The following is a 22570-nucleotide window of genomic DNA, read 5'->3' on the forward strand; positions in this document are numbered from 1 at the left end:
GTGGCGGCGATGCTTGCCTCATGTCTGACCAGGATGCGCCCGAACCCACATCGGATGAGGGCCCCGGCCACGAGGCGCAGCCCGAGGAGGTGACCCAACCGGTCACCGTGGTACCCCGGCTCCCCGAGGGGTTCGAGCCTCTGTGATCCGGCTCTCCCCGCTCACCCCTCATCGAGATCACGCAGAAAGGCAGTGCCCCGCCATGTCCGAGAACGGATTCCGGCCGTTATCCACTGGGAGGACCGCGTGAGGCGCGCCGTCCTGCTGACCTCGCTTCTCGCGCTGGCCGCGACCGCGCTGCCGCCGACGTCGGCGGCACTGGCGGCCGAGCCCGCGCAGCCGCCCCCGGCGGCTCCCGTCGCCCTCCAGGGCATCGGCCCGGGCCCGCACGTCATCACCCTGATCACCGGCGACAAGGTCACGCTCACCCAGGCCGCGGCCAGCCGCTTCAACGTACAGACCGAACCCGCCGTCCGCCAGGACGGCCACCGGCCGAAGCTGCTCACCCGGACCACTCCCGAGGGCGTCTTCGTCCTCCCGACCGACGCGATGCCCGCCATCCAGGCGGGGCGGCTGGACATGCGGCTGTTCAACGTCAAGTATCTGGCGGAGAACGGCTACGCCGACGACCGGACCAAGCAGGTCCCGGTCATCGTCCAGTACCCGGAGAAGCAGGGCCTCGCCGCGGCCAGAAGCGCCGCCGACGCGATCCCGGCGAGCGTCCCCACCCACGACCTGGAGAGCATCCACGCCTCCGCCCTCAACGTCGCCAAGGCCGAGTCCGGAGCGTTCTGGAACGCCGTGCGCGCCGTGCCCACCGGCCCGGGCGAAGGCATGAGAGCGATGCCCGACACCTTGCGCGGCGGGATCGCCAAGGTGTGGCTGGACGGCAAGGTCAAGGCCGTCCTGGACAAGAGCGTGGCGATGATCGGCGCGCCGCAGGCCTGGGCCGGGGGCCACGACGGCACCGGGGTGAAGGTCGCGGTGCTGGACACCGGCGTCGACGCCACCCACCCCGACCTCGCAGGGAAGATCGCCGACTCCAGGTCCTTCGTCCCCGACGCGTCAGTCAAGGACGGCCATGGCCACGGCACCCACGTGGCCTCCACCATCGCCGGTTCCGGAGCGGCGTCCGGCGGCAAGTACAAGGGTGTCGCTCCGGGCGCGCAGCTGGTCATCGGCAAGGTGCTGAGCGACAGCGGTTCCGGCACCGACTCCGGGGTCATCGAAGGCATGGAGTGGGCCGCCGCCAGCGGCGCCAAGGTCGTCAGCATGAGCCTGGGCGACGGGCCCACCGACGGCACCGACCCGCTCAGCCAGACGGTCGACAACCTGAGCGCCTCCACCGGAGTCCTGTTCGTCATCGCCGCCGGCAACGCCGGCGCCGCTGCCAGGACCGTGGGCAGCCCCGGGACGGCCGACGCCGCGCTCACCGTCGCCGCGGTCGACAAGCAGGACGGGCTGGCCGAATTCTCCAGCCGGGGTCCGCGGTTCGGCGACTCGGGGCTCAAGCCCGACATCGCCGCGCCCGGCGTGGACATCGCCGCCGCCCGTGCGGCGGGCACCGTGATGGGCACCCCCGTCGACGACCACTACACCGGGGCGTCCGGCACCTCGATGGCCACACCGCACGTCGCGGGCGCGGCGGCGATCATGGCCCAGCTGCACCCCGACTGGAAGGGGCCGCTGCTCAAGTCCGCGCTGATATCCACCGCCAAGGACGACGGCTTCACCGTGTACGAGCAGGGCGCCGGGCGGGTGGACCTCGCCAAGGCGTACACCCAGCGGGTCTTCGCCACCACCGCCGGGATCGACTTCGCCTCGGTGACCGAGGAGGGCAAGACCCTGCAGCGGGAGCTCGCCTACACCAACCTCACCGACCAGCCGGTCACGCTCACCCTCACCCCGGCCCTGCGCACCGTCGGCGGGACCGCGGTGGAAGGCAGGCTGAGCACCGGCCCGACCCTCACCGTGCCCGCGGGCGGCACCGCCTCGGCGACCGTCACCCTCGACACGACCGGCCTGGAGTTCGGCGACTACTCCGGCTCCGTGACGGCCGAGGCCGACGGTGTCCGGCTGACCACCCCGGTGGGCATGGTGCGCGAGGCTCCGCTCGTCCAGCTCACCGTCCACACCATCGGCAGGGACGGCAAGCCCGCCACACCGTGGTACCAGCAGACCCTCGACGTCGACGGCGCGAAGGGATACCTCGACGGCACCATCGTGGCGCGGGAGGGGACCACGGTCACCCGGGTTCCGGTCGGCACGCACTCGGTGATGCAGTTGCTGAACTGGGTGGACTCCGATGACCGGTCCAACGAGGTGTTCCTGATCAACCCGGAGGTCACCGTCACCGGTGACACCGAGATCACGCTCGACGCCCGGCAGGCCTCCCAGGTCCGCTTCAGCACTCCGAAACCGGCCGAGCCGCTCAACAACATCTGGGTCGTCACCACCCAGCGGACCATCGCCAACGGCCAGACGTACGGCGGCACCGTGTCCTCGGGCGTGCAGCACGGCGCGTGGGCGAAGGTGTGGGCCATCCCCACCAAGCCGGTCACCAAGGGCAAGTTCCGCTTCGCCGGCCAATGGACGCTCGGCCAGGCCCAGGTCACCATGACCGCGGGCAGGCACAAGCCGATCACTCTGAACCCGGTCGCCCCCCAGCACATCGACTTCGGGACCGGGCTCATCCAGGGCAACCAGCCCGACTGGAAGCCGTTCACCGGAACGCGGAACCTGCCGCTCGTCGACGTCGGCGCGGGCCGGGCCGAGGACATCGCCGGGAAGGACCTGCGCGGCAAGCTGATCCTCATGGAGACGGGGTTCGCGCCGGACGGCACCGTGAACTGCTGGGCCTGGATCAGCCGGATCATCCCCATCCGCGAAGCGGGTGCGGCCGGACTGGCCATCTTCCCGTCGACGGGCGGCCTGTGCACCCTTCCGATCGGTGTCGAGCAGGAGATCAACACCGGTGATCCCAAGCCCATCAGCATCCCGAACGTCTCCCTGTCGAACAAGGAGGGGCTGAAGCTGCGCGCGCTGCTCGCGAGCGAGCCGGTCTCCGTCCGGGTGACAGGCACGCCGGAGACGCCCTACACCTACGTCCTCAAGCCGTACGCCGAGGGCAGCATGCCGAAGTCCATGCACTACACCTTCACCGACAGGCAGCTCGCCCAAGTCGACCTGGACGTCCACGCTTCCCAGCCGGCCAGGTTCAACAACTGGCGCACCGTCTACAAGCAGGACGACGTCCTGGCCACGATGACGTCCACCTCGGACTTCGGGGCGATGGGCTTCACCGGACCGACCAGCCGTACCGAATGGATCGGGCCGGTCGATCCCACGGTCATCCACTCGCACGGCATGTCCTCGTCCAACCTCGACCGGACGTCCTTCTACGACACCCTGTTCCGCGTCGAGGTGTTCGACCGGCCCGGCCGCACCCGGCAGCAGTGGTTCACCGCGGGCCTGACGCCGGGCGCCCAGACCGCGTCGGAGAAGGTCTACGCGCTCGCCGACAAGGACGCGCCGCCCCTCACCACGCAGGGCATCGACCTGGTGTGCGCGATCTGTGTGCAGGGTGACACCCTCTGGGCCGAGTTCGTCCCGGCGGGCACGACCGACAACCATCCGACCAGCAGCGGATTCTGGAAGACCGGCCAGCTCCTCACCCCGGACTACGACCTCCACCTCTATCGGGACAGCAAGGAGATCCCGCGCGTCACGGTGCCCGGCCTGGACAAGCTCCCCGCGTTCACCCTGCCCAAGGGCTCCGGAACCTACCGGCTGACCGCGAAGAACGCCCAGCACGACACCGAGTGGACGTTCCGCGCTCCGCCGGCCAAGGAGCACACGCTGCCGGGATCGTTCTGCAAGTACTGGATCATCGAGGGCGTCACCGAGCAGTGCCGGCCCACCCCGGTCGTCTTCGCCGGCTACGACCTGGGCGACACCCTGGCGCTGGACAACACCGTCCGCGCCGGCCGATCCCACAAGTTCACCGTCGAGGCCTACCACTCGCCGTCCGCGGCGAAGATGCCGAAGATCGCCGGGCTCAAGCTGTGGATGAGCACCGACGACGGCGCCAGGTGGACCCCCGTCTCGGTCAAGCGCGACCGTGACGGCACCTACACCGCCAACACCCGCTACCCGTCCCTGCGTGAGACCAAGGGCGCGGTCAGCCTGAAGGTCGAAGCCTGGGACGCCGACGGCAACACCCTCAAGCAGACCAGCACCAGGCTCTTCAACCTGCGCTGATCGAAGACATCCGCAAGCCGCCGGGTGGACGGGGAACTCCCCGCCCACCCGGCGGTGTCAGGTGACCGGACGGACCCCGGCCGCCGGGCACGGAACGGCGCCCAATGCCCGGCGACACGGGCCTCGGCGGTTCGGGGCGGCGGTCAGCCGGGGCCGGACACCGGTCTGACCCACCCCAGGGCGCGTTCGACGGCCCGCTGCCAGTTGTCGTGCTCCTCGACCCGGAGCCGGGGATCCATCCGCGGGCTCCACTGCGCGGCCCGGTGCCAGTTGCGCCGGAGCACCTCGAGGTCCGGCCAGTATCCGACGGCGAGCCCCGCCGCGTAGGCCGCGCCCAGGGACACGGTCTCCACCGCCATCGGACGCTCGACGGGCACGTCCAGCACATTGGCGACGATCTGCATGAGGAGGTTGTCGGCGGTCATGCCGCCGTCGACCTTGAGCGTCTTCAACGCCAGCCCGGAGTCGGCGTTCATCGCGTCGACCACCTCACGGGTCTGCCACGCGGTCGCCTCCAGCACGGCCCGCGCCAGATGCCCCTTGGTGACGTAGGAGGTCAGCCCCACGATGACCCCGCGGGCCTCGCTGCGCCAGTGCGGTGCGAAGAGCCCGGCGAACGCGGGAACGATGTAGCAGCCGCCGTTGTCCTGCACGGTCCGGGCCAGCGTCTCGATCTCCGGGGCGCTGCTGATCAGGCCCAGCCCGTCGCGGAACCACTGCACGAGCGCGCCGGTGACGGCGATCGGCCCCTCCAGCGCGTACACCGCCGGTTCCTCGCCGATCCGGTAGCCGACGGTGGTCAGCAGGCCGTGGGCCGAGCGGACCGGTACGGTCCCGGTGTTGAGCAGCAGGAAGCCGCCCGTGCCGTAGGTGCACTTGGCCTCACCGGAGGCGAAGCAGTTCTGCCCGAACAGCGCCGCCTGCTGGTCGCCGAGCGCGGCGGCGATGCGCACCCCGGGGAAGATCCGCCGGGCGGTGCCGTACGTCTCCACCGACGGCCGGATCCGCGGCAGCATCCGGCGGGGGACGTCGAAGAAGGCGAGAAGCCCCTCGTCCCACTCCAGGGTGGCCAGGTCCATCAGCAGGGTACGGCTGGCATTGGTGACGTCGGTGACGTGGACGCCGCCGTCCGGGCCGCCGGTCAGGTTCCAGATGAGCCAGCTCTCCATCGTGCCGAAGAGCACCTCGCCGCGTTCGGCGCGCTCCCGCAGCCCCGGGGTGTGGTCGAGGAGCCAGCGGATGCGCGGCGCGGAGAAGTAGGCGGCGAGCGGCAGGCCGCAGCGGTCCGGCACCGTCTCCGCGTCCGGCCGGTGGGAGAGCTCCTCCACCAGGGCGTCGGTCCGGGTGTCCTGCCACACGACGGCCCGGCCCACCGGGACACCGGTCCGCCTGTCCCACAGGACGGTCGTCTCCCGCTGGTTGGCGATGCCGATGGCCGCCACCTGCTCGGGACCGGCCCCGGCCTGGGCGAGCGCCTGGGGCCCGATGCGCTCCAGGTTGCGCCAGATCTCGACGGCGTCGTGCTCGACCCATCCCGGCCGGGGGAAGTACTGCCGGTGTTCTCGCTGGGTCACCGAGACGAGATGTCCCCGATGGTCGAAGAGGATGCACCGCGTCGACGTCGTGCCCTGGTCGATGGCCATCACGTAGCGCGTGGGCATGGCGTCCTTATCCGGAACGTGGGCGGCTGCGGGACGATCAGTACCGGGACGCCCCGAGGTCCCGGGACACGGCGCGGGCCGCATCTCGAACATAGGTCACCAGAACAGGATTCGGCTGCCCTCTGCCGTCACAGATCCGCTCGACCGCGCCGGAGACGCCCATGGCCCCCACGACCAGGCCGCCGTAACCGCGGATCGGCGCGGCGACCCCGGCCTCCCCGACGGTCATCTCCTCGACCTCGGTCACCCAGCCCACCTCCCGGGCTCTGGCCAGAGCTCTGGCCAGAGCCCGGGGCGTGGTGATGGTCCGGCGGGTGCGGGCCTCCAGGTCGCCGTCCCGCAGCGCGGCGGCGGCCCCGGAGTCGTAGGCCAGCAGCACCTTGCCGAGCGCGGTGGCGTGCATGGGCAGCAGCGATCCGACGTCGAGCGTCTGAAGGGTGTCGTCGGGCCGGAAGACATGGTGGACCACGAGGACCTGGCCGTCGAGGACCGTCCCGATCCTGACCGCCTCACCGCTCCGCGCGGCCAGGGCGTCGGCCCAGTTGATCGCGCGTGAACGCAGCTCGTTGACGTCGAGGTAGCTGGTGCCGAGGTGGAGCAGCGCCGCGCCCAGCTGGTATTTGGCCGTCGCCCGGTCCTGCTCCACGAAACCGACGCGCTGGAGGGTGCGCACGAGGCCGTGGGCGGTGCTCCTGGCCAGGCCCAGGGAGCCGGCGATCTCCCCGATGCCCAGCTGTCCAGGGCTCCGGGCGAGCAGCCGCAGGATGGCCGCCGCGCGCTCAATCGACTGAACGGAGCCGGGCATGAGGACGGAGGTGAACGGGACGGCGGTCGTCAGGCAAGGTCGGCGCCTCTCGGGAGACGGGCTTCGCTCTTCCGGCGTCACCGGGTTTCGAGCGCTGTCTCAGAGCCCGCCGATTTTACTACCGACAGGTATTCCTGACCAGTGTTCGACATTGTCGTCAGCCTGCCGTTGACCCGCTCCTGCTTCGCGCCTAACGTCCCGAACAGCCGAGAGGACCGCCTCCTCAGGCGGTTTCCCGCACGGCCACCCGCCGGCACCCGGCTCTCCATGGAGCCCCGGCGCGAGCTGGTGAAGCAGTACGGCACCGTGAGGAGGAGACGTGGCGGAACGACTGAAAGCCAGAGGACTGCTCGGTGAGCTGGCCGCCGAGTTCGCGGGGACCATGATTCTGATTCTGTTCGGCGTGGGCGTCGTCGCCCAGGTGGTCGCCGGCGGACTCGGCGACCACGACAGCATCGCGTGGGCGTGGGGACTGGGTGTCACCCTGGGCGTCTACGTGGCGGCCCGGATCAGCGGGGCGCATCTCAACCCGGCGGTCACCATCGCCCTCGCGGCCTTCAAGGGCTTCTCCTGGCGCAAGGTGCTGCCGTACTCCCTGGCGCAGACCGCGGGCGCGTTCGTGGCGGCCCTCATCGTGCGGTGGAACTACTCCGAGGTGCTCGCCAAAGTCGACCCCGGGTTCACCGTCAAAACCCAGGGCGTCTTCTCCACCCTGCCAGGCAACGGAGAACTGCCGGTCGGCACCTGGGGCGGGTTCCGCGACCAGATCATCGGTACCGCGATCCTGCTGTTCCTCATCCTGGCCGTCACCGACGCGCGCAACTCCGCTCCCGCCGCCAACCTCGCCCCTTTCATCGTCGGCCTGATCGTGGTGGCGATCGGCATGGCCTGGGGCACCGACGCGGGCTACGCGATCAACCCGGCGCGTGACTTCGGGCCCCGGCTCGCGTCGTTCCTCACCGGTTACGAAACGGCCTGGCAGGATCAGTACGGCCAGCTCTATTTCTGGGTACCCATCGTGGCACCGGTGATCGGCGGGCTGCTCGGGGCGGGCCTCTACCAGGTCCTGGTGGCCCGTTTCCTGCCCCCGGAAGAGGACCCCGGAGCGGGCCGGGTGCCGTCACCGGCCGATCACGAGAACGCCTGACAGGCGCTGCCCCCGCAGCCGACCCACGCTTGAAGGAGAGCACCCATGGCTGACTTCGTCGGAGCCGTCGACCAGGGAACCACGAGCACCCGTTTCATGATCTTCGATCACGGTGGCAACGAGATCGCCCGCTACCAGCTCGAACACGAGCAGATCCTGCCGCGGGCCGGCTGGGTCGAGCACAACCCGCTGGAGATCTGGGAGCGCACCCGCGCGGTGATCGAGACGACGCTGAACAGGGCGGACCTGTCGGCGTCCGACCTCGCCGCGCTCGGTGTCACCAACCAGCGCGAGACGGCCGTGGTCTGGAACCGGATCACCGGGCGCCCCTACTACAACGCCATCGTCTGGCAGGACACCCGGACCGACCGCATCGCCTCCGCACTCGACCGGGAGGGCAAAGGCGACGTCATCCGCCGCCGGGCGGGGCTCCCGCCGGCCACCTACTTCTCGGCGGGCAAGATCCAGTGGATCCTGGAGAACGTCGACGGGGTGCGGAAGGCGGCCGAGGCGGGGGAGGCGATCTTCGGCAACACCGACACGTGGCTGCTGTGGAACCTCACCGGCGGGATCGACGGTGGCGTGCACGTCACGGATCCGACGAACGCCAGCCGGACGATGCTGATGGACCTGGAGACGCTGGACTGGGATGAGGAGCTGCTGTCCTTCTTCGGCATCCCCCGGCGGATGCTGCCCGACATCCAACCCTCCTCCAACCCCGGCTTCTACGGCCTGACCAGGAGCAACGGTCCGTTGCGGGGGGAGGTGCCGCTGTCGGGTGATCTCGGTGACCAGCAGGCGGCCACCGTGGGGCAGGTGTGTTTCGAGGTGGGGGAGGCCAAGAACACCTACGGCACGGGCAACTTCCTGCTGCTGAACACCGGTCATGAGCCGGTGCGCTCGGAAAGCGGGCTGCTGACCACGGTCTGCTACCAGTTCGGGGCGGATCGGCCGGTGTACGCGCTGGAGGGGTCGATCGCGGTGACCGGTTCGGCGGTGCAGTGGCTGCGTGACCAGCTGGGGATCATCTCGGGGGCGGCCGAGAGTGAGGCGCTGGCCCGGCAGGTGGCCGACAACGGCGGGGTGTACTTCGTGCCGGCTTTTTCGGGGTTGTTCGCGCCGTATTGGCGGTCGGACGCGCGGGGGGCGATCGTCGGGCTGTCGCGGTTCAACACCAACGCGCATATCGCGCGGGCCACGCTGGAGGCGATCTGTTATCAGAGCCGGGATGTGGTGGAGGCGATGCGGCGGGATTCGGGGGTGGCGCTGGATGTGTTGCGGGTCGACGGCGGGGTCACCGCCAACGAGCTGTGCATGCAGATCCAGGCCGATGTGCTGGGGGTGGCGGTGTCGAAGCCGGTGGTGGCCGAGACCACGGCGCTGGGCGCGGCGTACGCGGCGGGGTTGGCGGTCGGGTTCTGGAAGTCGACCGAGGAGTTGAAGCAGAACTGGAACGAGGATCGGCGCTGGCAGCCGCAGTGGTCCGACGAGCAGCGGGCCGAGGGGTATGCCGGGTGGAAGAAGGCCGTCGAGCGCACCCTCGACTGGGTCGACGTCGACTGACCGGCCAGGCCGGGCCCCGTTCGGACCGCGACCGCACCGGCCTGGCCGCACCGGAAGACGCCAGGCCCGGCCTGACCGGAGCGTGGTCCTCCGAGGTCATGACCATGACTTCAGGGCTGCGCGCGCCCGGGCGGCCCGGACAGCCGAGGAGAGGGTGGCGACGTCGTAGGCGCCGTGGTGCCGTCGTCCGTTGACGAAGAACGTCGGGGTCCCGGACACCCCGCTCAGGTCGGCGGAGTCGACGTCCTCGGCGATCCGGGAGGCTCCGGCGCCGTCGCGGAGGCTGTCGCGGAACCGTCCGACGTCGAGCCCGAGCTCCTCGGCGTAGCCGATCAGATCGCGGACCCGTAGAGCGTTCGGGTGGTCGAGCAGGAGGTCGTGCATCTCCCAGAAGGCCCCCTGCTCGGCCGCCGCCTCCGCCGCCTCGGCGGCGAGCTGGGCGTGGGGGTGGACGTCGTTCAGCGGCAGGTGCCGCCACACGTAACGGACGTCGCCGAGGTCGGCGAGCAGCTCACGGACGACCGACTCCGCCTGGCCGCAGTAGGGGCACTCGAAGTCCCCGTACTCGACCACGGTCACCGGCGCCTCCTCGGGGCCGCGCAGGTGGTCGCGGTCCGGATCGACGGGGGCGGCGAGGTCGACGATGCTCTCGGCGGTGCCCAGCAGCGCCCGGATCCGGCGCCGTTTGGGAAGCAGCGCGGTCACCCGGTAGACGATCCAGGTGAGTACGGGCGCGCAGAGCGCCGCCGTGAGGATGCCGAGTTTCGCCTCCTCCAGTTGCGGGCCGCGGAAGGCGAGAGCGGCGATCAGCAGGGACACGGTGAAGCCGATGCCGGCGATCGTGCCGGTGGCCGTGACGGCGGCCCAGCCGACGGGCGGGCGGATGCGGCCACGGCTCAGCCCTGTGACGAGCATGGAGGATCCGATGATCCCGATCGGCTTGCCCACGACATAGGCCAGCAGGATTCCCAGCGTGACGGGTGAGGTGAAGGCCCGCGTCAGGAACTCGCCGCTGATCGTTATCCCCGCGTTCGAGAGCGCGAAGAGCGGTACGGCCAGGTAGCTCACCCACGGGTGGTAGAGCTGCTGCAGACGTTCGTTCGGTGAGATCGTCGAGGCCAGTCCCATGCTCGCCGAACGGGCCAGTTGCGGTGTCGGCTGCTCGCGGAAGAGCCGGAAGAGGTCCGTCGCGCGTTCGAGGTCATCGCGTGCGGCCGGGGACGCGTAGGTGAGCAGTCCCATGGCAAGGCCGATGACGATGGGTTCGACGCCGGATTCGAGGAGTGCCACCCACGCCGCGGCTCCGAGCAGCGCGTAGGGGAGCCCGCGGAGCACACCGGCCATGCGGACGAGCAGGATCAGGCAGAAGATCCCGGCCCCGGCCAGCAGCGCCCCCAGCCTGACCTGCTCGCTGTAGAAGATCGTGATGACCCCGAGCGCGGCGAGGTCGTCGACCACGGTGATCGTGAGCAGGTAGGTCCGTAGCCGTGCCGGGAAGCGGGACCCGAACAGTGCGAGCATGCCGAGTGCGAACGCCGTGTCCGTCGACATCGCCGCACCCCAGCCGTGCGCGGCTGGGGTGCCCGCGTTCATGGTGAGATAGATCGCGACGGGCACGATCATCCCGCCGAGCCCCGCGGCGAGCGGCAGCACGAGCCGCCGCCGGTCCCGGAGCTCTCCCATGTCGAACTCGCGACGCGCCTCCAGGCCGACGACGAAGAAGAAGAACGTCATCAGGCCGCTGTTGACCCACTGGCGCAGGCTCAGGGAGATGCCGAACCCGCCGGTGCTGACGGACAGCGGAGTCCCCCAGACGGCGTCGTACGACGGGCCGAGGTTCGCCCAGACGAGAGCGGCCAGCGTCGCGGCGAGCAGGGCGACGGCACTGCCGGTCTCGGTGCGCAGGAACGCGCGCAGCGGCGTCCTGAGACGGTGTGCCGAGGTGGTCTGTGCACAGGACGCCCCACCGGCTTCCCCGGGTTCTGCCATTCCTGACGGTAACCCTTCCTGGACCGTTCCCGTTTCGGCGGCGCCGCGCGTGTCAGGAAGAACCTTTTCCCTGACGGGACCGGGCGGACGGTCCCGCCGGGGAAGCCCCGCCCCGGTGGGGAGAAGGCAGGCGCCCAGGTAATGACTTCTTTCCCCTTTGCTGGTTTCCGCCGAAACACTTCCGGGGCGTTACTGGAAACAACCGGCTGTCATGCGTCATTGCCGAACGAAAAGGTTCTTCAACGACCTTCCATGCGGCCGTCAATATCTGTAGATCCGCAGCGGCAGCCGCCCGAGGCGTCTGCCGCGATCCCCCCTGAGCCGTGTTCAGGAGGTCGTCATGGCCCGCTCACGTATCGTCTTCTCCCTCTCGCTCGTCGCGGCCATCGCGCTGGTGGCGCTGGTGCTCGGAGTGGTGGGCGGCCGGGCGACGAGTTCGGCCAGCCAGTCGAAGGGGGGCGGCGCGGCCGGAGCGGTGAGCGGCAAGAAGATCGATGTGATCATCAAGGCGAGCGACTCCTCGTTCTGGCAGACGATGATCGCCGGAGCGAAGCAGGCCGGCGGGGACTTCGGCCTCAAGGTGAGCACCTTCGGTCCCACCTCGGAGACGAACATCGACCAGCAGGTGCAGTTGGTGGAGAACTCCATCTCCCGAGGCGTCGACGGCCTCGTCATCGCGCCCAACTCCTCCAGCGCCCTGAACTCGGCGATCGACCGGGCGCGCAAGGCGGGCCTGAAGGTCATCACCGTGGACAGCCGCGTGACCACCCCCTCGGAGGGGTTCATCGGCACCGACAACGTCAAGGCCGGGACGCAGGCGGGCAAGCGCATGTGCGAGCTGCTCAAGGCCCAGAACAAGACGAGCGGCAGTGTCATGATCGAGTCATCCGTGGCCGGCATCCAGTCGCTGGTCGACCGGGACTCAGGCTTCAAGCAGGGCCTCGCGAACAACTGCCCGCAGGTCAAGGTGGCACTGCAGCGCTACAACAACAACGACATCAACACCGCGGCGTCGCAGGTCAACGACGCGCTGACCGCCAACCGGGAACTGGCCGGGGTGTTCGCCGACAACAACACCTCCGGTGTCGGCGCGGCCCGGGCGATCCAGGACAACAAGGCGACCGCCACCGTCCCCGTGGTGGCGTTCGACTCCGACCCGCAGGAGAACGCCGCGCTCACCGCCGGCACCATCGACGCGCTGGTGGTGCAGAACCCGTACTTCTTCGGCTACCAGGGCGTCCTGGCGGCCGGAATGGCCACGGTCGACCGGATCCCGCCGCGTGACATCGACCCCGGCGCGGTCGTGGCGGACAAGCAGAACATGACCGCCCCCGATGTGAAGCTGCTGCTCAACCCGCCGACAATGAAGGCGGAATGATGGACCGGCCCGTCGTCGAACTGCGTGACGTCTCCAAGGCCTTCGGCCCGGTCCAGGCACTCACCGACGTCTCGCTCCGCCTGGTCCCCGGCCAGGTGAACTGCCTGGCGGGGGAGAACGGCGCGGGAAAGTCGACGCTGATCCGGGTGCTGACGGGCGCGCTGCGCCGGGACGGCGGCTCCTACGAGATCGACGGCCGGCCGGTCACCGCGCCCACCCCCGCATCGGTGCGCGCGGCCGGGGTCCAGGCCGTCTACCAGGAGCTCAGCCTGCTCCCGCACCTGTCGGTCGCGGAGAACCTGTTCATGGGCCGCCTCCCCGCGCGTAGCGGGATCATCGCCAGGAGCAGGCTGCGGGCCCGCGCCAGGGAGGCCCTGAACGAGGTCGGCCTGACGGACCTGCGCCCCGACGCGATCGTGGAACGGCTCCCGGCGGCCACCCGCCAGCTCGTGGAGATCGCCAAGGTGCTGACCGCCGACTCCGTCAAGGCGATCGTGTTCGACGAGCCCACCACGGCACTCACCGAGGCGGAGTCGGCGCGGCTCCTCGAACACATCCTGCGGCTGCGCGGGCGCGGCATCGCGATGCTGTACGTGACCCACCGGCTGGAGGAGATGTTCGAGATCGGCGACTGGGTGACCGTGCTGCGGGACGGGAGCCTGTCCGAGGCCGGGCCGATCGGCGACTACGACGAGGACCGCCTGATCACCGCGATGGTCGGGCGGGAGATCAGCTCGCTCTATCCGCAGACCCACCGGCACCCCGGAACGCCCGCGCTGCGGGTCCGGGGACTGCGCCGGACGGCGGACTCGCCGAGCATCGATCTCGACGTCGGTTCCGGGGAGATCCTCGGCATCGGCGGTCTGCTCGGGTCGGGGCGGAGCGAGCTGCTGCTGTCCATCTTCGGCGCCGACCCCATCGTGGCCGGAGAGCTGGAGGTCCAGGGCAGGCCGGTGAAACCGTCCGGGCCGCGCGTCATGATGAACGCCGGGGTGGGGCTGCTCACCGAGGACCGCAAGGTGCTGGGGCTGCTGCCGGAGCTGTCGATCAGGGAGAACGTCACCATAGCCAGCCTTCGCAGCGGCTCCCGGCGCGGTCTCCTGCCCGGCCGCGAGCAGGGCGAGGAGGCCGACCGGCTGCTCGACAGCCTGCGGCTGCGGGCCGGTTCCTACGACCAGCCGGTGTCGACGCTGTCCGGCGGCAACCAGCAGAAGGTCCTGCTCGCCCGGTGGCTGCTGACCAAGCCGAAAGTCCTGATCTTCGACGAGCCGACGAAGGGCATCGACGTCGGGGCCAAGGGCGAGCTCTACGCCGTGATCGGGGATCTGGCGGCAGAGGGACTGGGCATCATCGTGGTCTCGTCCTACCTTCCCGAACTGCTGGGACTCGCCGACCGCATCCTCGTACTGCGGGACGGCGCGATCGCGGGCGAGCTCCCCGGAACCGCCACCGAGGAGGACGTGCTCCGGCTGGCGAGCGGCGGGCGGGGCGGCGAGCCCTCCGCGCTGGAAGAACAGGTGCCCCCTCCCCGGCAGGGGACGCAGGAGACCGCGGCGCCCGCGGACGGCCCAGGAGAGGTGAGCCGAGATGCCTAAGCTGATCTGGCGTGAGCCGATCACCACAACCACGATCACCAGCCGGGCGGCGGGTGAGGGGCCGGGGCCGGACGCGGTGCCCAGAGCCAGGGAGCCGGAGCCCGAACCGAAGGCGAGAGCCGAGGCCCCGCGCCGGGTCGTCACACTGGGGGACATCGCGGGACGGGAGAGCGGCGGCCTCGTCGTGCTGCTCGTGGCGGTCGGCGCGCTCACGCTCGCCAGCGACGAGTTCCTCACCGGCAACAACCTGGCCAACCTGGCCCGGCAGGTCGCGATCTTCGGAATCATCGCGGTCGGCCAGCTCGTGGTCATCCTGACCGCCGGGATCGACCTGTCGGTCGGTTCGGTCCTCGGCCTGGCCGGCGCGTCCACCGCGCAGTTCCTGGTCGCCGGGATGCCCATCTGGCCCGCGCTGCTGCTCGGGGTGGGGATCGGCACCGTGCTCGGGATCGTCAACGGCCTGCTGGTGACCCAGGCCAAGCTGCCACCGTTCATCGCGACCCTGGGCATGCTCGGCATCGCCCGTGGGATCGTGCTGGTCACCACCGACGCCCAGACCGTGCAGGGCCTGCCGACCGCGTTCCAGGACATCGCCAACGGCACGATCCTCGGCATCCCCAACCTGCTGCTCATCGCGGCACTGGTCACCGGCGCGATGTGGTTCGTGCTCGCCCGCACGGTCTTCGGCCGCTACATCTACGCTGTCGGCTCCAACCCGGAGTCGGCCCGCCTGGCGGGTGTGCCCGTGCGCCTGGTGACGATCTCGGTCTATGCGATCTCCGGTCTGCTCGCGGGGCTCGGCGGGGTGCTGCTCGCCTCCCGGCTGGGGGCGGGCATCCCCACCGCCGGCACCGGTTTCGAGCTCAACGCGATCGCCGCCTGCGTCATCGGCGGCGCGAGCCTGTTCGGCGCCAAGGGCAGCGCACTCGGCGCCGCCACCGGAGCACTGATCATGGGAGTCCTCAACAACGGCGGCAACCTCCTGGCGATCAACGCCTTCTACCTCCAGATCGCCATCGGTGTGCTCATCCTCGTCGCGGTCGGGTTCGACCAGCTGAACACCAGGAGGGCGGCCACGAACGCCTGATCCGCGGCCGCCCGACGTCCGGTGTCCCGCTACCAGGTGATCGGGATGCGGGTGAAGCCTCCGGTGAGGGAGGCCTCACGCTCCACCAGCTCCTCGGCGGGCACGGCGAGCGCCAGGTCCGGGAAGCGGCGGAACAGGGTGCCGAACACGGTCCGGAGCTCCACCCGGGCCAGGCTCGCCCCGATGCAGTAGCGGCCCGCGTAGCCGAACCCGAGATGCGGGTCGCCGAGGGCGCGGCCGATGTCGAAACGCTCGGGCTCGGGGAACGCCCGCTCGTCGCGGTTGGCCGCCGCGGTGGAGATCAGCACCGCCTCACCGCGCCGGATCGTCACGCCGCCGATGGTCACGTCCTCGTGGGCGTACCGGGGCAGGCCGTGATCGCCTGGTGCGGACATCCGCACTATCTCCTCCACCGCCGTCCCCGCCAGCGACGGGTTGGCGCGCAGGGCGTCGCGCTGCTCCGGGTTGGTGAGCAGCAGCAGCGTGCCGTAGTCGATCTGGTTGGCCGTCGTCTCGTGCCCGGCGAACAGCAGCCCGGCGGCGAGCCTGGCGACCTCCTCGTCGGGCGCGTCCATGGTGGCCAGGTCGGAGAACACGTCCTCGGCCGGTTGCGCCCGCTTGCCGATCAGGAGGGCGCGGGTGTAGTCGGTCAGCCCGTCCATCGCCGTCCCGGCGCGCTCCGGGTCGCTCAGGTCGGTGATCGCGTCGGCCAGCTTCCTGAAGTGCGCGCGGTCGTCGTACGGCACGCCGAGCAGCTCGCAGATCACCAGCACCGGCAGCGGCAGGGAGAGCTCCTGCCGCAGGTCCGCCGGGCGCGGCAGCTCCGCCATCTGGTCCAGCAGACCGTCGACGAGCTGCTGGACGTGGGGTTCCATCGCGGTCATCCGGCGGGCCGAGAAGGCCGGCACGAGCATCCGGCGCATCCGGTCGTGATCGGCCTTCTCCGTCGCGATGTCGCCGCGCGGCCCGCCGATCAGGACCGAGTCGGAGATCCGGGCGGCCCGCTCCGGGAAGGGGGCCGAACGGCCGAGACGCTGATCGGCGAAGGCCTGCCTGGCCTCCTCGTATCCGGAGACCAGCCAGACGACGTCGCCCACCCGGGTCCGGACCCGGGTCACCGGCCGGGCGGCCCGCAGCGCGCGGTACGCCTCCGGCACCCGGAGCGGACTGTCTCGCACGAACGGCAGTTTCGGCAGGTCATCGTCGGTGTGGTCGCTGATTCCGGTGGTGTGGTCGTCCATGGCCGGGAAAGCACCCCCAAGACTTCATCGGCAGAGCCACCTTCGAACGTGCCATCTGCGGGCGCATTCGGCAAGACACCACGGCCCCATACGTCCCTTGAACTTCCGTCCCGCGGACGGGAAGGAGACGGCCGGAGAACGCGCCGCAGGCCTTCCCCGGGTGCCGCGGGGCGAGAACACCGGCACGATGATCGTCCGCCGCTGACCACGCCCCCGCGGACCGCAGCGGTGCCACGGGCCTGGGCGGACGGCCGCCGGGGAGCTAGAACAGCCCGTTCACCGGTGGTTCGGTGCCGTTGAGCCGGTAGGCGCCGACCACCCCCGCCTTCCAGTGACGCGGGTTGTGGTTGGCGACCGTGCGCGCGTTGCGCCAGTGCCGGTCGAGGTTGTGACCACGGGCGACGGCCGAGCCGCCACCGACGTCGAAAAGCAGCTCGGCCGCCTTCAGCGCGGACTCCACGGCGAAGAACTGCGCCTGGGCGGCCTCCACGGACGCCTCCGTCAGCAGGTCGGGCCGTAGCCCGGACTCCCAGGCCCGGTCGATCGCGGCCGCCGCGCGCAGCACCGCGGCCTCGGCGGCGTAACCTCTCGCGGAGATCTCTCCCACCGCGAGCTGGACGTACGGATCGTCCACCGAGCGCTCCGCGCTGCTGTGCACGATGGGCCTGGCACGTTCCCGGGCGAAGGCCACCGCGTCGGCGAGCGCGTTCCTGGCGATGCCCGCCTCGACCGCGGCGAGATACAGCTGCAGGAAGGGCGTGACGGGGGAGCGTCCCGCCCGGCCGTCAGGCTTGATGATCTCGTCCGGATAGACGGTCACGTCGTGGAGGTCCGTCGTGCCGCTGGCGGTCAGCCGCTGCCCGATGCCGTCGAAGTCGTCGACGAGCCGCAGCCCCTCCCGGTCGCGGGGCAGCGTGAAGAACACCTTCTCCCCGTCGTCGTCGAGGGCGGCGGCGCCGATCCAGTCGGCGTACAGCGCGCCCGTGCTGTAGTACTTGCTGCCGTTGACCCTGAAGTGGTCACGGTGCCGGGTGATCCGTGAACGGACGGCCCCGTTGGCCCCGCCGACCTCCCAGCCCGCGTTGCCGAAGACGTCGCCGGCCAGGAAGCGCGGGTACCACTTCTCCCGCTCGTGCTCCGATCCCGCCAGCAGGCTCTCCACCCGTCCGAAGGACGAGCGGACCGCCTGCGCGATGTTCGAGTCGGCCGTGGCCAGGTCGATGAGGAAGCGGAACAGCTCCTGCGCCGACGAGCCCGCCCCGCCGTACTCGCGGGGGATCCTGAAGGTGAACAGCCCCGCGGCCGCGATCCTGCGGATCTGCGCGTGCGGCAGTACCCGCTCGCGCTCGCGTTCGGCGGCGCCGTCGGCGAGCTCGGGCAGGATCTCGGCGGCACGCCGGTAAAGGTCCGTCACATTCGGGCCGGCGGTGCCCGCGTCCGTCGCACCGGGGCTGGGAGCGCCCGCGTTCGGCGTGCTCATCGGGCGGCGGCCGGGGCGAACGGGACGGAGGCCGGCTCGCCGCCGTCCTGCGACGCCTGCGGGTGCTGCCAGAGTCCCCGGCTGCGCAGGATGGGCAGGACGCCCTCGCCGAACCAGTAGGCCTCCTCGATGTGCGGGTGGCCGGAGAGGACGAACTCGGTGATGCCGAGGCGGTGGTACTCCTCGATGCGGTCGGCGACCTCGGTGTGGCTGCCCACGAGCGCGGTGCCCGCTCCACCCCGGACCAGGCCCACGCCCGCCCAGAGGTTGGGATAGATCTCCAGCTTGTCGCGGCTGCCGCCGTGCAGCGCGAGCATCCGCTTCTGTCCCTCGGACTCGCTGCGGGCAAGCCCGGCCTGCACGTTTTCGAGGGTGGCGGAGTCGATGCCGTCGAGGAGCCGGCCCGCCTGCGCCCACGCCTGCTCGCTGGTGTCCCTGCTGATCACGTGCAGCCGGATGCCCTGCCTGAGGGTACGGCCCTCGGCCGCGGCCAGCCCGTTCACCCAGGCGATCTTCTCGGCCACCGCGGTGGGCGGCTCGCCCCAGGTGAGGTAGGTGTCGACGTGGCGGGCGGCGACCCGTCCCGCCGCGGCGGAGGAACCGCCGAAGTAGATGTCGGGCACCGGGTCGGGCAGCCGGTTCAGCCGCGCCTCCTCGACCCGCAGGTGCTCGCCGGTGAAGTCGACCGTCTCGCCCCGCCACAGCGCCCGCACGATGTGCAGGAACTCGTCGGCCCGCGCGTACCGCGCGTCCTTGTCCAGGAAGTCGCCGTATGCGCGCTGCTCGTGGCTCTCCCCGCCGGTGACGACGTTGAGCAGCAGCCGCCCCTCGGAGTGCCGCTGGAAGGTGGCGGCCATCTGGGCGGCGAGCGTCGGGGTGATCAGGCCCGGCCGGAAGGCGACCAGGAATTTCAGCCGCTCGGTGGTCTCGGCGAGCATCGCGGTCGTCAGCCAGGCGTCCTCGCACCAGGCGCCGGTGGGGGTCAGCGCCCCGACGAAGCCGAGCTGCTCGGCGGCGTGCACGATCTGCCGCAGGTAGGCCAGGGTGGCGGGCCGGGCGCCGCCGGCCGATCCCGCGGGGAGCCCGTGGCCGCCGCCGACGATGTCACGGCTGTCGCCGTAGGTGGGCAGGAACCAGTGGAACGTCAGAGTCATCGGTGTTTCCTTTTGGAGAAGGCCGTGCCGGTGGAGAAGGTCAGAGAAGGCCGTGCCGGTCGGCGAAGGCCGGGTCAGAGAAGGCCGTGCCGGGGAGGCAGCTGTCCGTTGAGGACGTACCGTCCGATGTGCTGGATCTTCCAGCGGGCCGGGTCGTGCAGGGTGTGGGTCCGGGCGTTGCGCCAGTAACGGTTCAGGTTGAGCCCGTCCAGGCTGGATCGGGTGCCGCCCAGTTCGAAGACGGCGCCACCCAGCTCGACCGCGACCGGGTCGGCGTACGCCTTCGCGGTGGCCACCGCGATCGAGGCGGCGGCGGCCGAGGCGTCGGTCAGGTCCGCCCGGGCCGCGTCGACCGCGCTGCCCGCCGCGTCCAGCAACGCCTCGGCGGCGCGCACCTTGACGGCGAGTTCGCCGACCCGCTGGATGACGAGGGGGTCGTCGGCGGCGTTCGCCACGCCGCTCTCGAACCACGGCCGGGCCTTGGTCCGCACGAACGCGGCCGCCTCCTCCAGCGCGCCGCCGGCGATGCCCACGTCGATCGCGGTGTGCAGCAGCTGCGCCAGCGCCCCGTGCAGCTGCGGACCGGTGAAGGTCAGGTGGTGGGGCACCACGCGGGAGGCGGGTACGGGCACGTCGTCAAGGCGTACGGTGCCGCTGGCGGTGGTGCGCTGTCCCATGCCGGCCCAGTCGTCGATCACGGTCAGCCCGGAGGCGTCGCGCGGCACGTACGCGACGTGCAGGGTGTCGTCCTGGTGCCGGGCGAGGACCGGGATCCAGTCGGCGAACAGCGCGCCGGTGCTGTAGTTCTTGGTCCCGTTCAGCAGGTAGCCGCCGGCCCCGTCGGGGACCAGCCGGGTCCGGTAGTCCTGGACGTGCTTCGTGCCGGCCTCCGACTGGGCGTTGCCGAACCGCCTGCCCGCCAGCACCTCGCCGAAGAAGAACTCCTGCTGCTCCCCGGTGCCCTGCTGCCGCAGCACGTTGACGTAGACGATGTGGCTCTGCGGGATCTGCGCGATATTCGGGTCGGCGGCGGCCAGCAGCCGGAACACCTCCGCGATGGTCCGTGCGGCGACGTCGGCTCCGCCGTACTCGCGCGGCACGGTGACCCCGAGCAGGCCGCTGGCCGACAGCCGGTCGAGCTCCGGCCCCGGCAGGCGGCGTTCCGCGTCGCGCAGGGCCGCCTCCACGGCGAACTCCTCCGCCAGCTCGCGGGCCACGGCCAGTGCCTCGGCGTCGTCGGTGATCACATGCGCGGCCGGTCTGCCTGGAGCGCGCGAGTGCGCGCTGTCGATGCTCATGATGCCGTCCGTTCTGCTCGTTACGTTAGGGTCAACCTAATCCCTGCAAAACAGGTAGGCAATATGTGATTCGTCTCACAATGCCATGACACATATGACATTCGGTGCTTAAAGTCGGTCGCCATGAGCCGAGGCACACAGCTGGTCCGGCGCCGCGTCGTGGACTTCCTCCGGACGGCCAGCGGCCGCTGTTGACGCACGCATCCCACGCGACGCCACTAGTCCCCCCCGACGAAGGACCTCCATGTTCACCAGTCCGAAACCGTTGCTCGCCGCGACGCTCCTCGCGTCCCTGGTGGCGCTGACCGCCTGCGGTTCCGACAACGCCTCCGGCTCCGGCGACGTCTCCGCCGCCGCCGCCCCGGGCGGCGGCGCCCCCAGACCCGGCGGCAGCCTCGTGCTCGGCGAGAACGCCGACGAGCCGACCTGCCTCGACCCGCATCAGCTCAGCACCACCAACACCACCGTCATCGACCGCCCGATCTTCGACTCCCTGCTCTGGCAGGACGCCACCGGCAAGCTCCAGCCGTGGCTGGCGGAGAGCTGGAAGGTCTCCGATGACGGGCTGACCTACACCTTCACGCTGCGCGAGGGGGTGAAGTTCCACGACGGCGCCCGCTGGGACGCCGAGGCGCTCAAGACCAACTTCGAGCACATGAAGGACCCGGCGACGAAGTCGCCGCTGGCGGCGGCCTACATCGCGCCGTATGAGGACAGCAAGGTCATCGACGAGCACACCCTCGAGGTCCGCCTGTCTGCGCCGTACTCACCGTTCCTGAACGTGCTCGCCCAGTCATACCTGGCGATGATCTCGCCCAAGCAGCTCAAGGAGGCCCCGCAGAGCACCTGCGAGCACCCGATCGGCTCGGGGCCGTTCGTCTTCGACAAGTGGACCAAGGGCCAGAGCATCACCTACCACAAGAACCCGGACTACAACTGGGGGCCGCCCGGCGCCGGGCACACCGGGCCCGCCTACCTGGACGGCCTGGAGATCCGCTTCCTGGGCGAGGACGCCACCCGCTACAACGCCCTGCTGTCCGGTGAGGTGAACGTCATCGACAACACCCCGCCCTCCAACGTCGAGGACGTCAAGGCCAACCCGGACCTCGGTTTCAGCACCGTCGACCGTCCCGGGCACCCGTTCTCCATCTGGCGCAACACCGGCCGGGCGCCCTTCGACGACGTCAAGGTACGGCAGGCGCTGACGCTCGCCGTCGACCGCAAGGCGATCATCGACAGCGTCTCGTTCGGCCAGTGGAAGATCGCGACCGGGTTCGTCACGCCGTCGACACCCGACTACGCCAGCGCTCTCGAAGGCCGGATCGGCTACGACCCGGCCGAGGCCGGCCGGCTGCTCGACGAGGCCGGCTGGACGGCCAAGGGCGCCGACGGCATCCGCACCAAGGACGGCAGACGCCTGACCGCGATCGCCCTCGACACCGGCGTCAACCCGCAGAACACCCAGATCCTGGTGCAGACCCAGGCCGCCGCGGCCAAGGCCGGCATCGACATCCAGATCCAGAACGTCACCGCCCAGGTCGCCTCGGACCGCACGGCCACCGGTGACTTCGACATCTCGGTCGGCATCTGGACCACGAACACCGCCGACGTGCTGTGGATCCAGTACGCCTCGGACAACATCACCACCGACAAGCGGCGCGGCCAGAACACCACCCGGCTGTCCGACGGCCCGCTCGACAAGCTCCTCAAGCAGGCCCGGGAGACCACCGACGGCAAGGCGAGAGCCGATCTCTACGCCCAGGCGCAGGCACGGCTGATCGAGCTCGCGCCGGCCGTCCCGCTGTACAACCGGCCGAGCCTGGTGTCCTTCCAGAAGAAGGTCCAGGGCCTGGGCTGGGACCACGCGTACGGCGCGGTCACCTTCTACGACACCTGGCTGGGCTGACGATGA

15 protein-coding genes are annotated in these 22570 nt (G+C 70.6%); 8 read left to right on the forward strand and 7 right to left on the reverse strand.

Annotation, left to right across the window (positions count from 1 at the left end):
• The first annotated feature begins 20 nt into the window (after positions 1-20).
• Positions 21-146, forward strand: coding sequence for a hypothetical protein (locus OHA77_RS30690; RefSeq protein WP_406312858.1), 126 nt, complete (start codon positions 21-23; stop codon positions 144-146).
• A gap of 100 nt (positions 147-246) precedes the next feature.
• Positions 247-4260 carry a S8 family peptidase gene (locus tag OHA77_RS30695; protein ID WP_406312859.1) on the forward strand — a complete coding sequence of 1338 codons (4014 nt, stop codon included), beginning with the start codon at positions 247-249 and terminating at the stop codon, positions 4258-4260.
• Between the two features lie 143 nt (positions 4261-4403).
• Here OHA77_RS30695 and glpK (OHA77_RS30700) read toward each other — a convergent pair whose 3' ends face one another.
• Both glpK (OHA77_RS30700) and OHA77_RS30705 read right to left on the reverse strand, forming a co-directional pair.
• Entirely contained in the window at positions 4404-5921 is a 1518-nt protein-coding gene (glpK, locus tag OHA77_RS30700) for a glycerol kinase GlpK (RefSeq protein WP_406312860.1), read from the reverse strand.
• A gap of 37 nt (positions 5922-5958) precedes the next feature.
• Complete coding sequence (locus OHA77_RS30705) at positions 5959-6726, reverse strand: IclR family transcriptional regulator (RefSeq protein ID WP_406312861.1); 768 nt, start codon at positions 6724-6726, stop codon at positions 5959-5961.
• A 319-nt stretch (positions 6727-7045) separates the two neighbouring features.
• Here OHA77_RS30705 and OHA77_RS30710 point away from each other — a divergent pair, with 319 nt between their 5' ends.
• Together OHA77_RS30710 and glpK (OHA77_RS30715) are read left to right on the forward strand one after the other, a co-directional pair.
• Positions 7046-7873 (forward strand): MIP/aquaporin family protein, encoded by an 828-nt coding sequence (locus OHA77_RS30710; protein WP_406312862.1) that lies wholly within the window; start codon positions 7046-7048, stop codon positions 7871-7873.
• Between the two features lie 45 nt (positions 7874-7918).
• On the forward strand, positions 7919-9436 hold the full coding sequence (gene glpK, locus OHA77_RS30715) for a glycerol kinase GlpK (protein WP_406312864.1): 1518 nt from the start codon (positions 7919-7921) through the stop codon (positions 9434-9436).
• Between the two features lie 96 nt (positions 9437-9532).
• On the opposite strand, the gene nhaA is transcribed toward glpK (OHA77_RS30715), so the two are convergent.
• A complete protein-coding gene (gene nhaA / locus OHA77_RS30720) occupies positions 9533-11425 on the reverse strand; it encodes a Na+/H+ antiporter NhaA (protein WP_406312866.1) in 1893 nt (630 codons plus the stop codon).
• Positions 11426-11765: 340 nt separating this feature from the next.
• On the opposite strand from nhaA, the gene OHA77_RS30725 reads away from it, so the two are divergent.
• The 3 genes from OHA77_RS30725 to OHA77_RS30735 are packed head-to-tail and all read left to right on the forward strand — an operon-like array spanning position 11766 to position 15485.
• Positions 11766-12803, forward strand: a complete 1038-nt coding sequence (locus tag OHA77_RS30725) for an ABC transporter substrate-binding protein (RefSeq protein WP_326824689.1) — start codon at positions 11766-11768, stop codon at positions 12801-12803.
• Positions 12800-14398, forward strand: a complete 1599-nt coding sequence (locus tag OHA77_RS30730) for a sugar ABC transporter ATP-binding protein (protein WP_406312868.1) — start codon at positions 12800-12802, stop codon at positions 14396-14398. Before OHA77_RS30725 ends, OHA77_RS30730 begins: the two co-directional genes overlap by 4 nt.
• Positions 14391-15485 carry an ABC transporter permease gene (locus tag OHA77_RS30735; protein WP_406312869.1) on the forward strand — a complete coding sequence of 365 codons (1095 nt, stop codon included), beginning with the start codon at positions 14391-14393 and terminating at the stop codon, positions 15483-15485. Before OHA77_RS30730 ends, OHA77_RS30735 begins: the two co-directional genes overlap by 8 nt.
• 29 nt (positions 15486-15514) lie before the next feature.
• Here the strand turns inward: OHA77_RS30735 and OHA77_RS30740 are convergent, their stop codons facing one another.
• From OHA77_RS30740 to OHA77_RS30755, 4 genes are all read right to left on the reverse strand, one after another.
• A complete protein-coding gene (locus OHA77_RS30740) occupies positions 15515-16726 on the reverse strand; it encodes a cytochrome P450 (RefSeq protein ID WP_406312870.1) in 1212 nt (403 codons plus the stop codon).
• 262 nt (positions 16727-16988) lie between these two features.
• Positions 16989-18206, reverse strand: coding sequence for an acyl-CoA dehydrogenase family protein (locus OHA77_RS30745; protein WP_406312871.1), 1218 nt, complete (start codon positions 18204-18206; stop codon positions 16989-16991).
• The gene (locus OHA77_RS30750) at positions 18203-19360 is read right to left on the reverse strand and encodes an LLM class flavin-dependent oxidoreductase (protein ID WP_406312872.1); all 1158 of its coding nucleotides are present in this window, start codon (positions 19358-19360) and stop codon (positions 18203-18205) included. Before OHA77_RS30750 ends, OHA77_RS30745 begins: the two co-directional genes overlap by 4 nt.
• A gap of 74 nt (positions 19361-19434) precedes the next feature.
• Positions 19435-20658 carry an SfnB family sulfur acquisition oxidoreductase gene (locus OHA77_RS30755; RefSeq protein WP_406312873.1) on the reverse strand — a complete coding sequence of 408 codons (1224 nt, stop codon included), beginning with the start codon at positions 20656-20658 and terminating at the stop codon, positions 19435-19437.
• Positions 20659-20902: 244 nt separating this feature from the next.
• On the opposite strand from OHA77_RS30755, the gene OHA77_RS30760 reads away from it, so the two are divergent.
• Positions 20903-22564 carry an ABC transporter substrate-binding protein gene (locus OHA77_RS30760; protein ID WP_406312875.1) on the forward strand — a complete coding sequence of 554 codons (1662 nt, stop codon included), beginning with the start codon at positions 20903-20905 and terminating at the stop codon, positions 22562-22564.
• The last annotated feature ends 6 nt before the right edge of the window (positions 22565-22570 follow it).

This window comes from Streptosporangium sp. NBC_01639 (assembly GCF_045209755.1).
Classification (GTDB): Bacteria; Actinomycetota; Actinomycetes; order Streptosporangiales; family Streptosporangiaceae; genus Streptosporangium.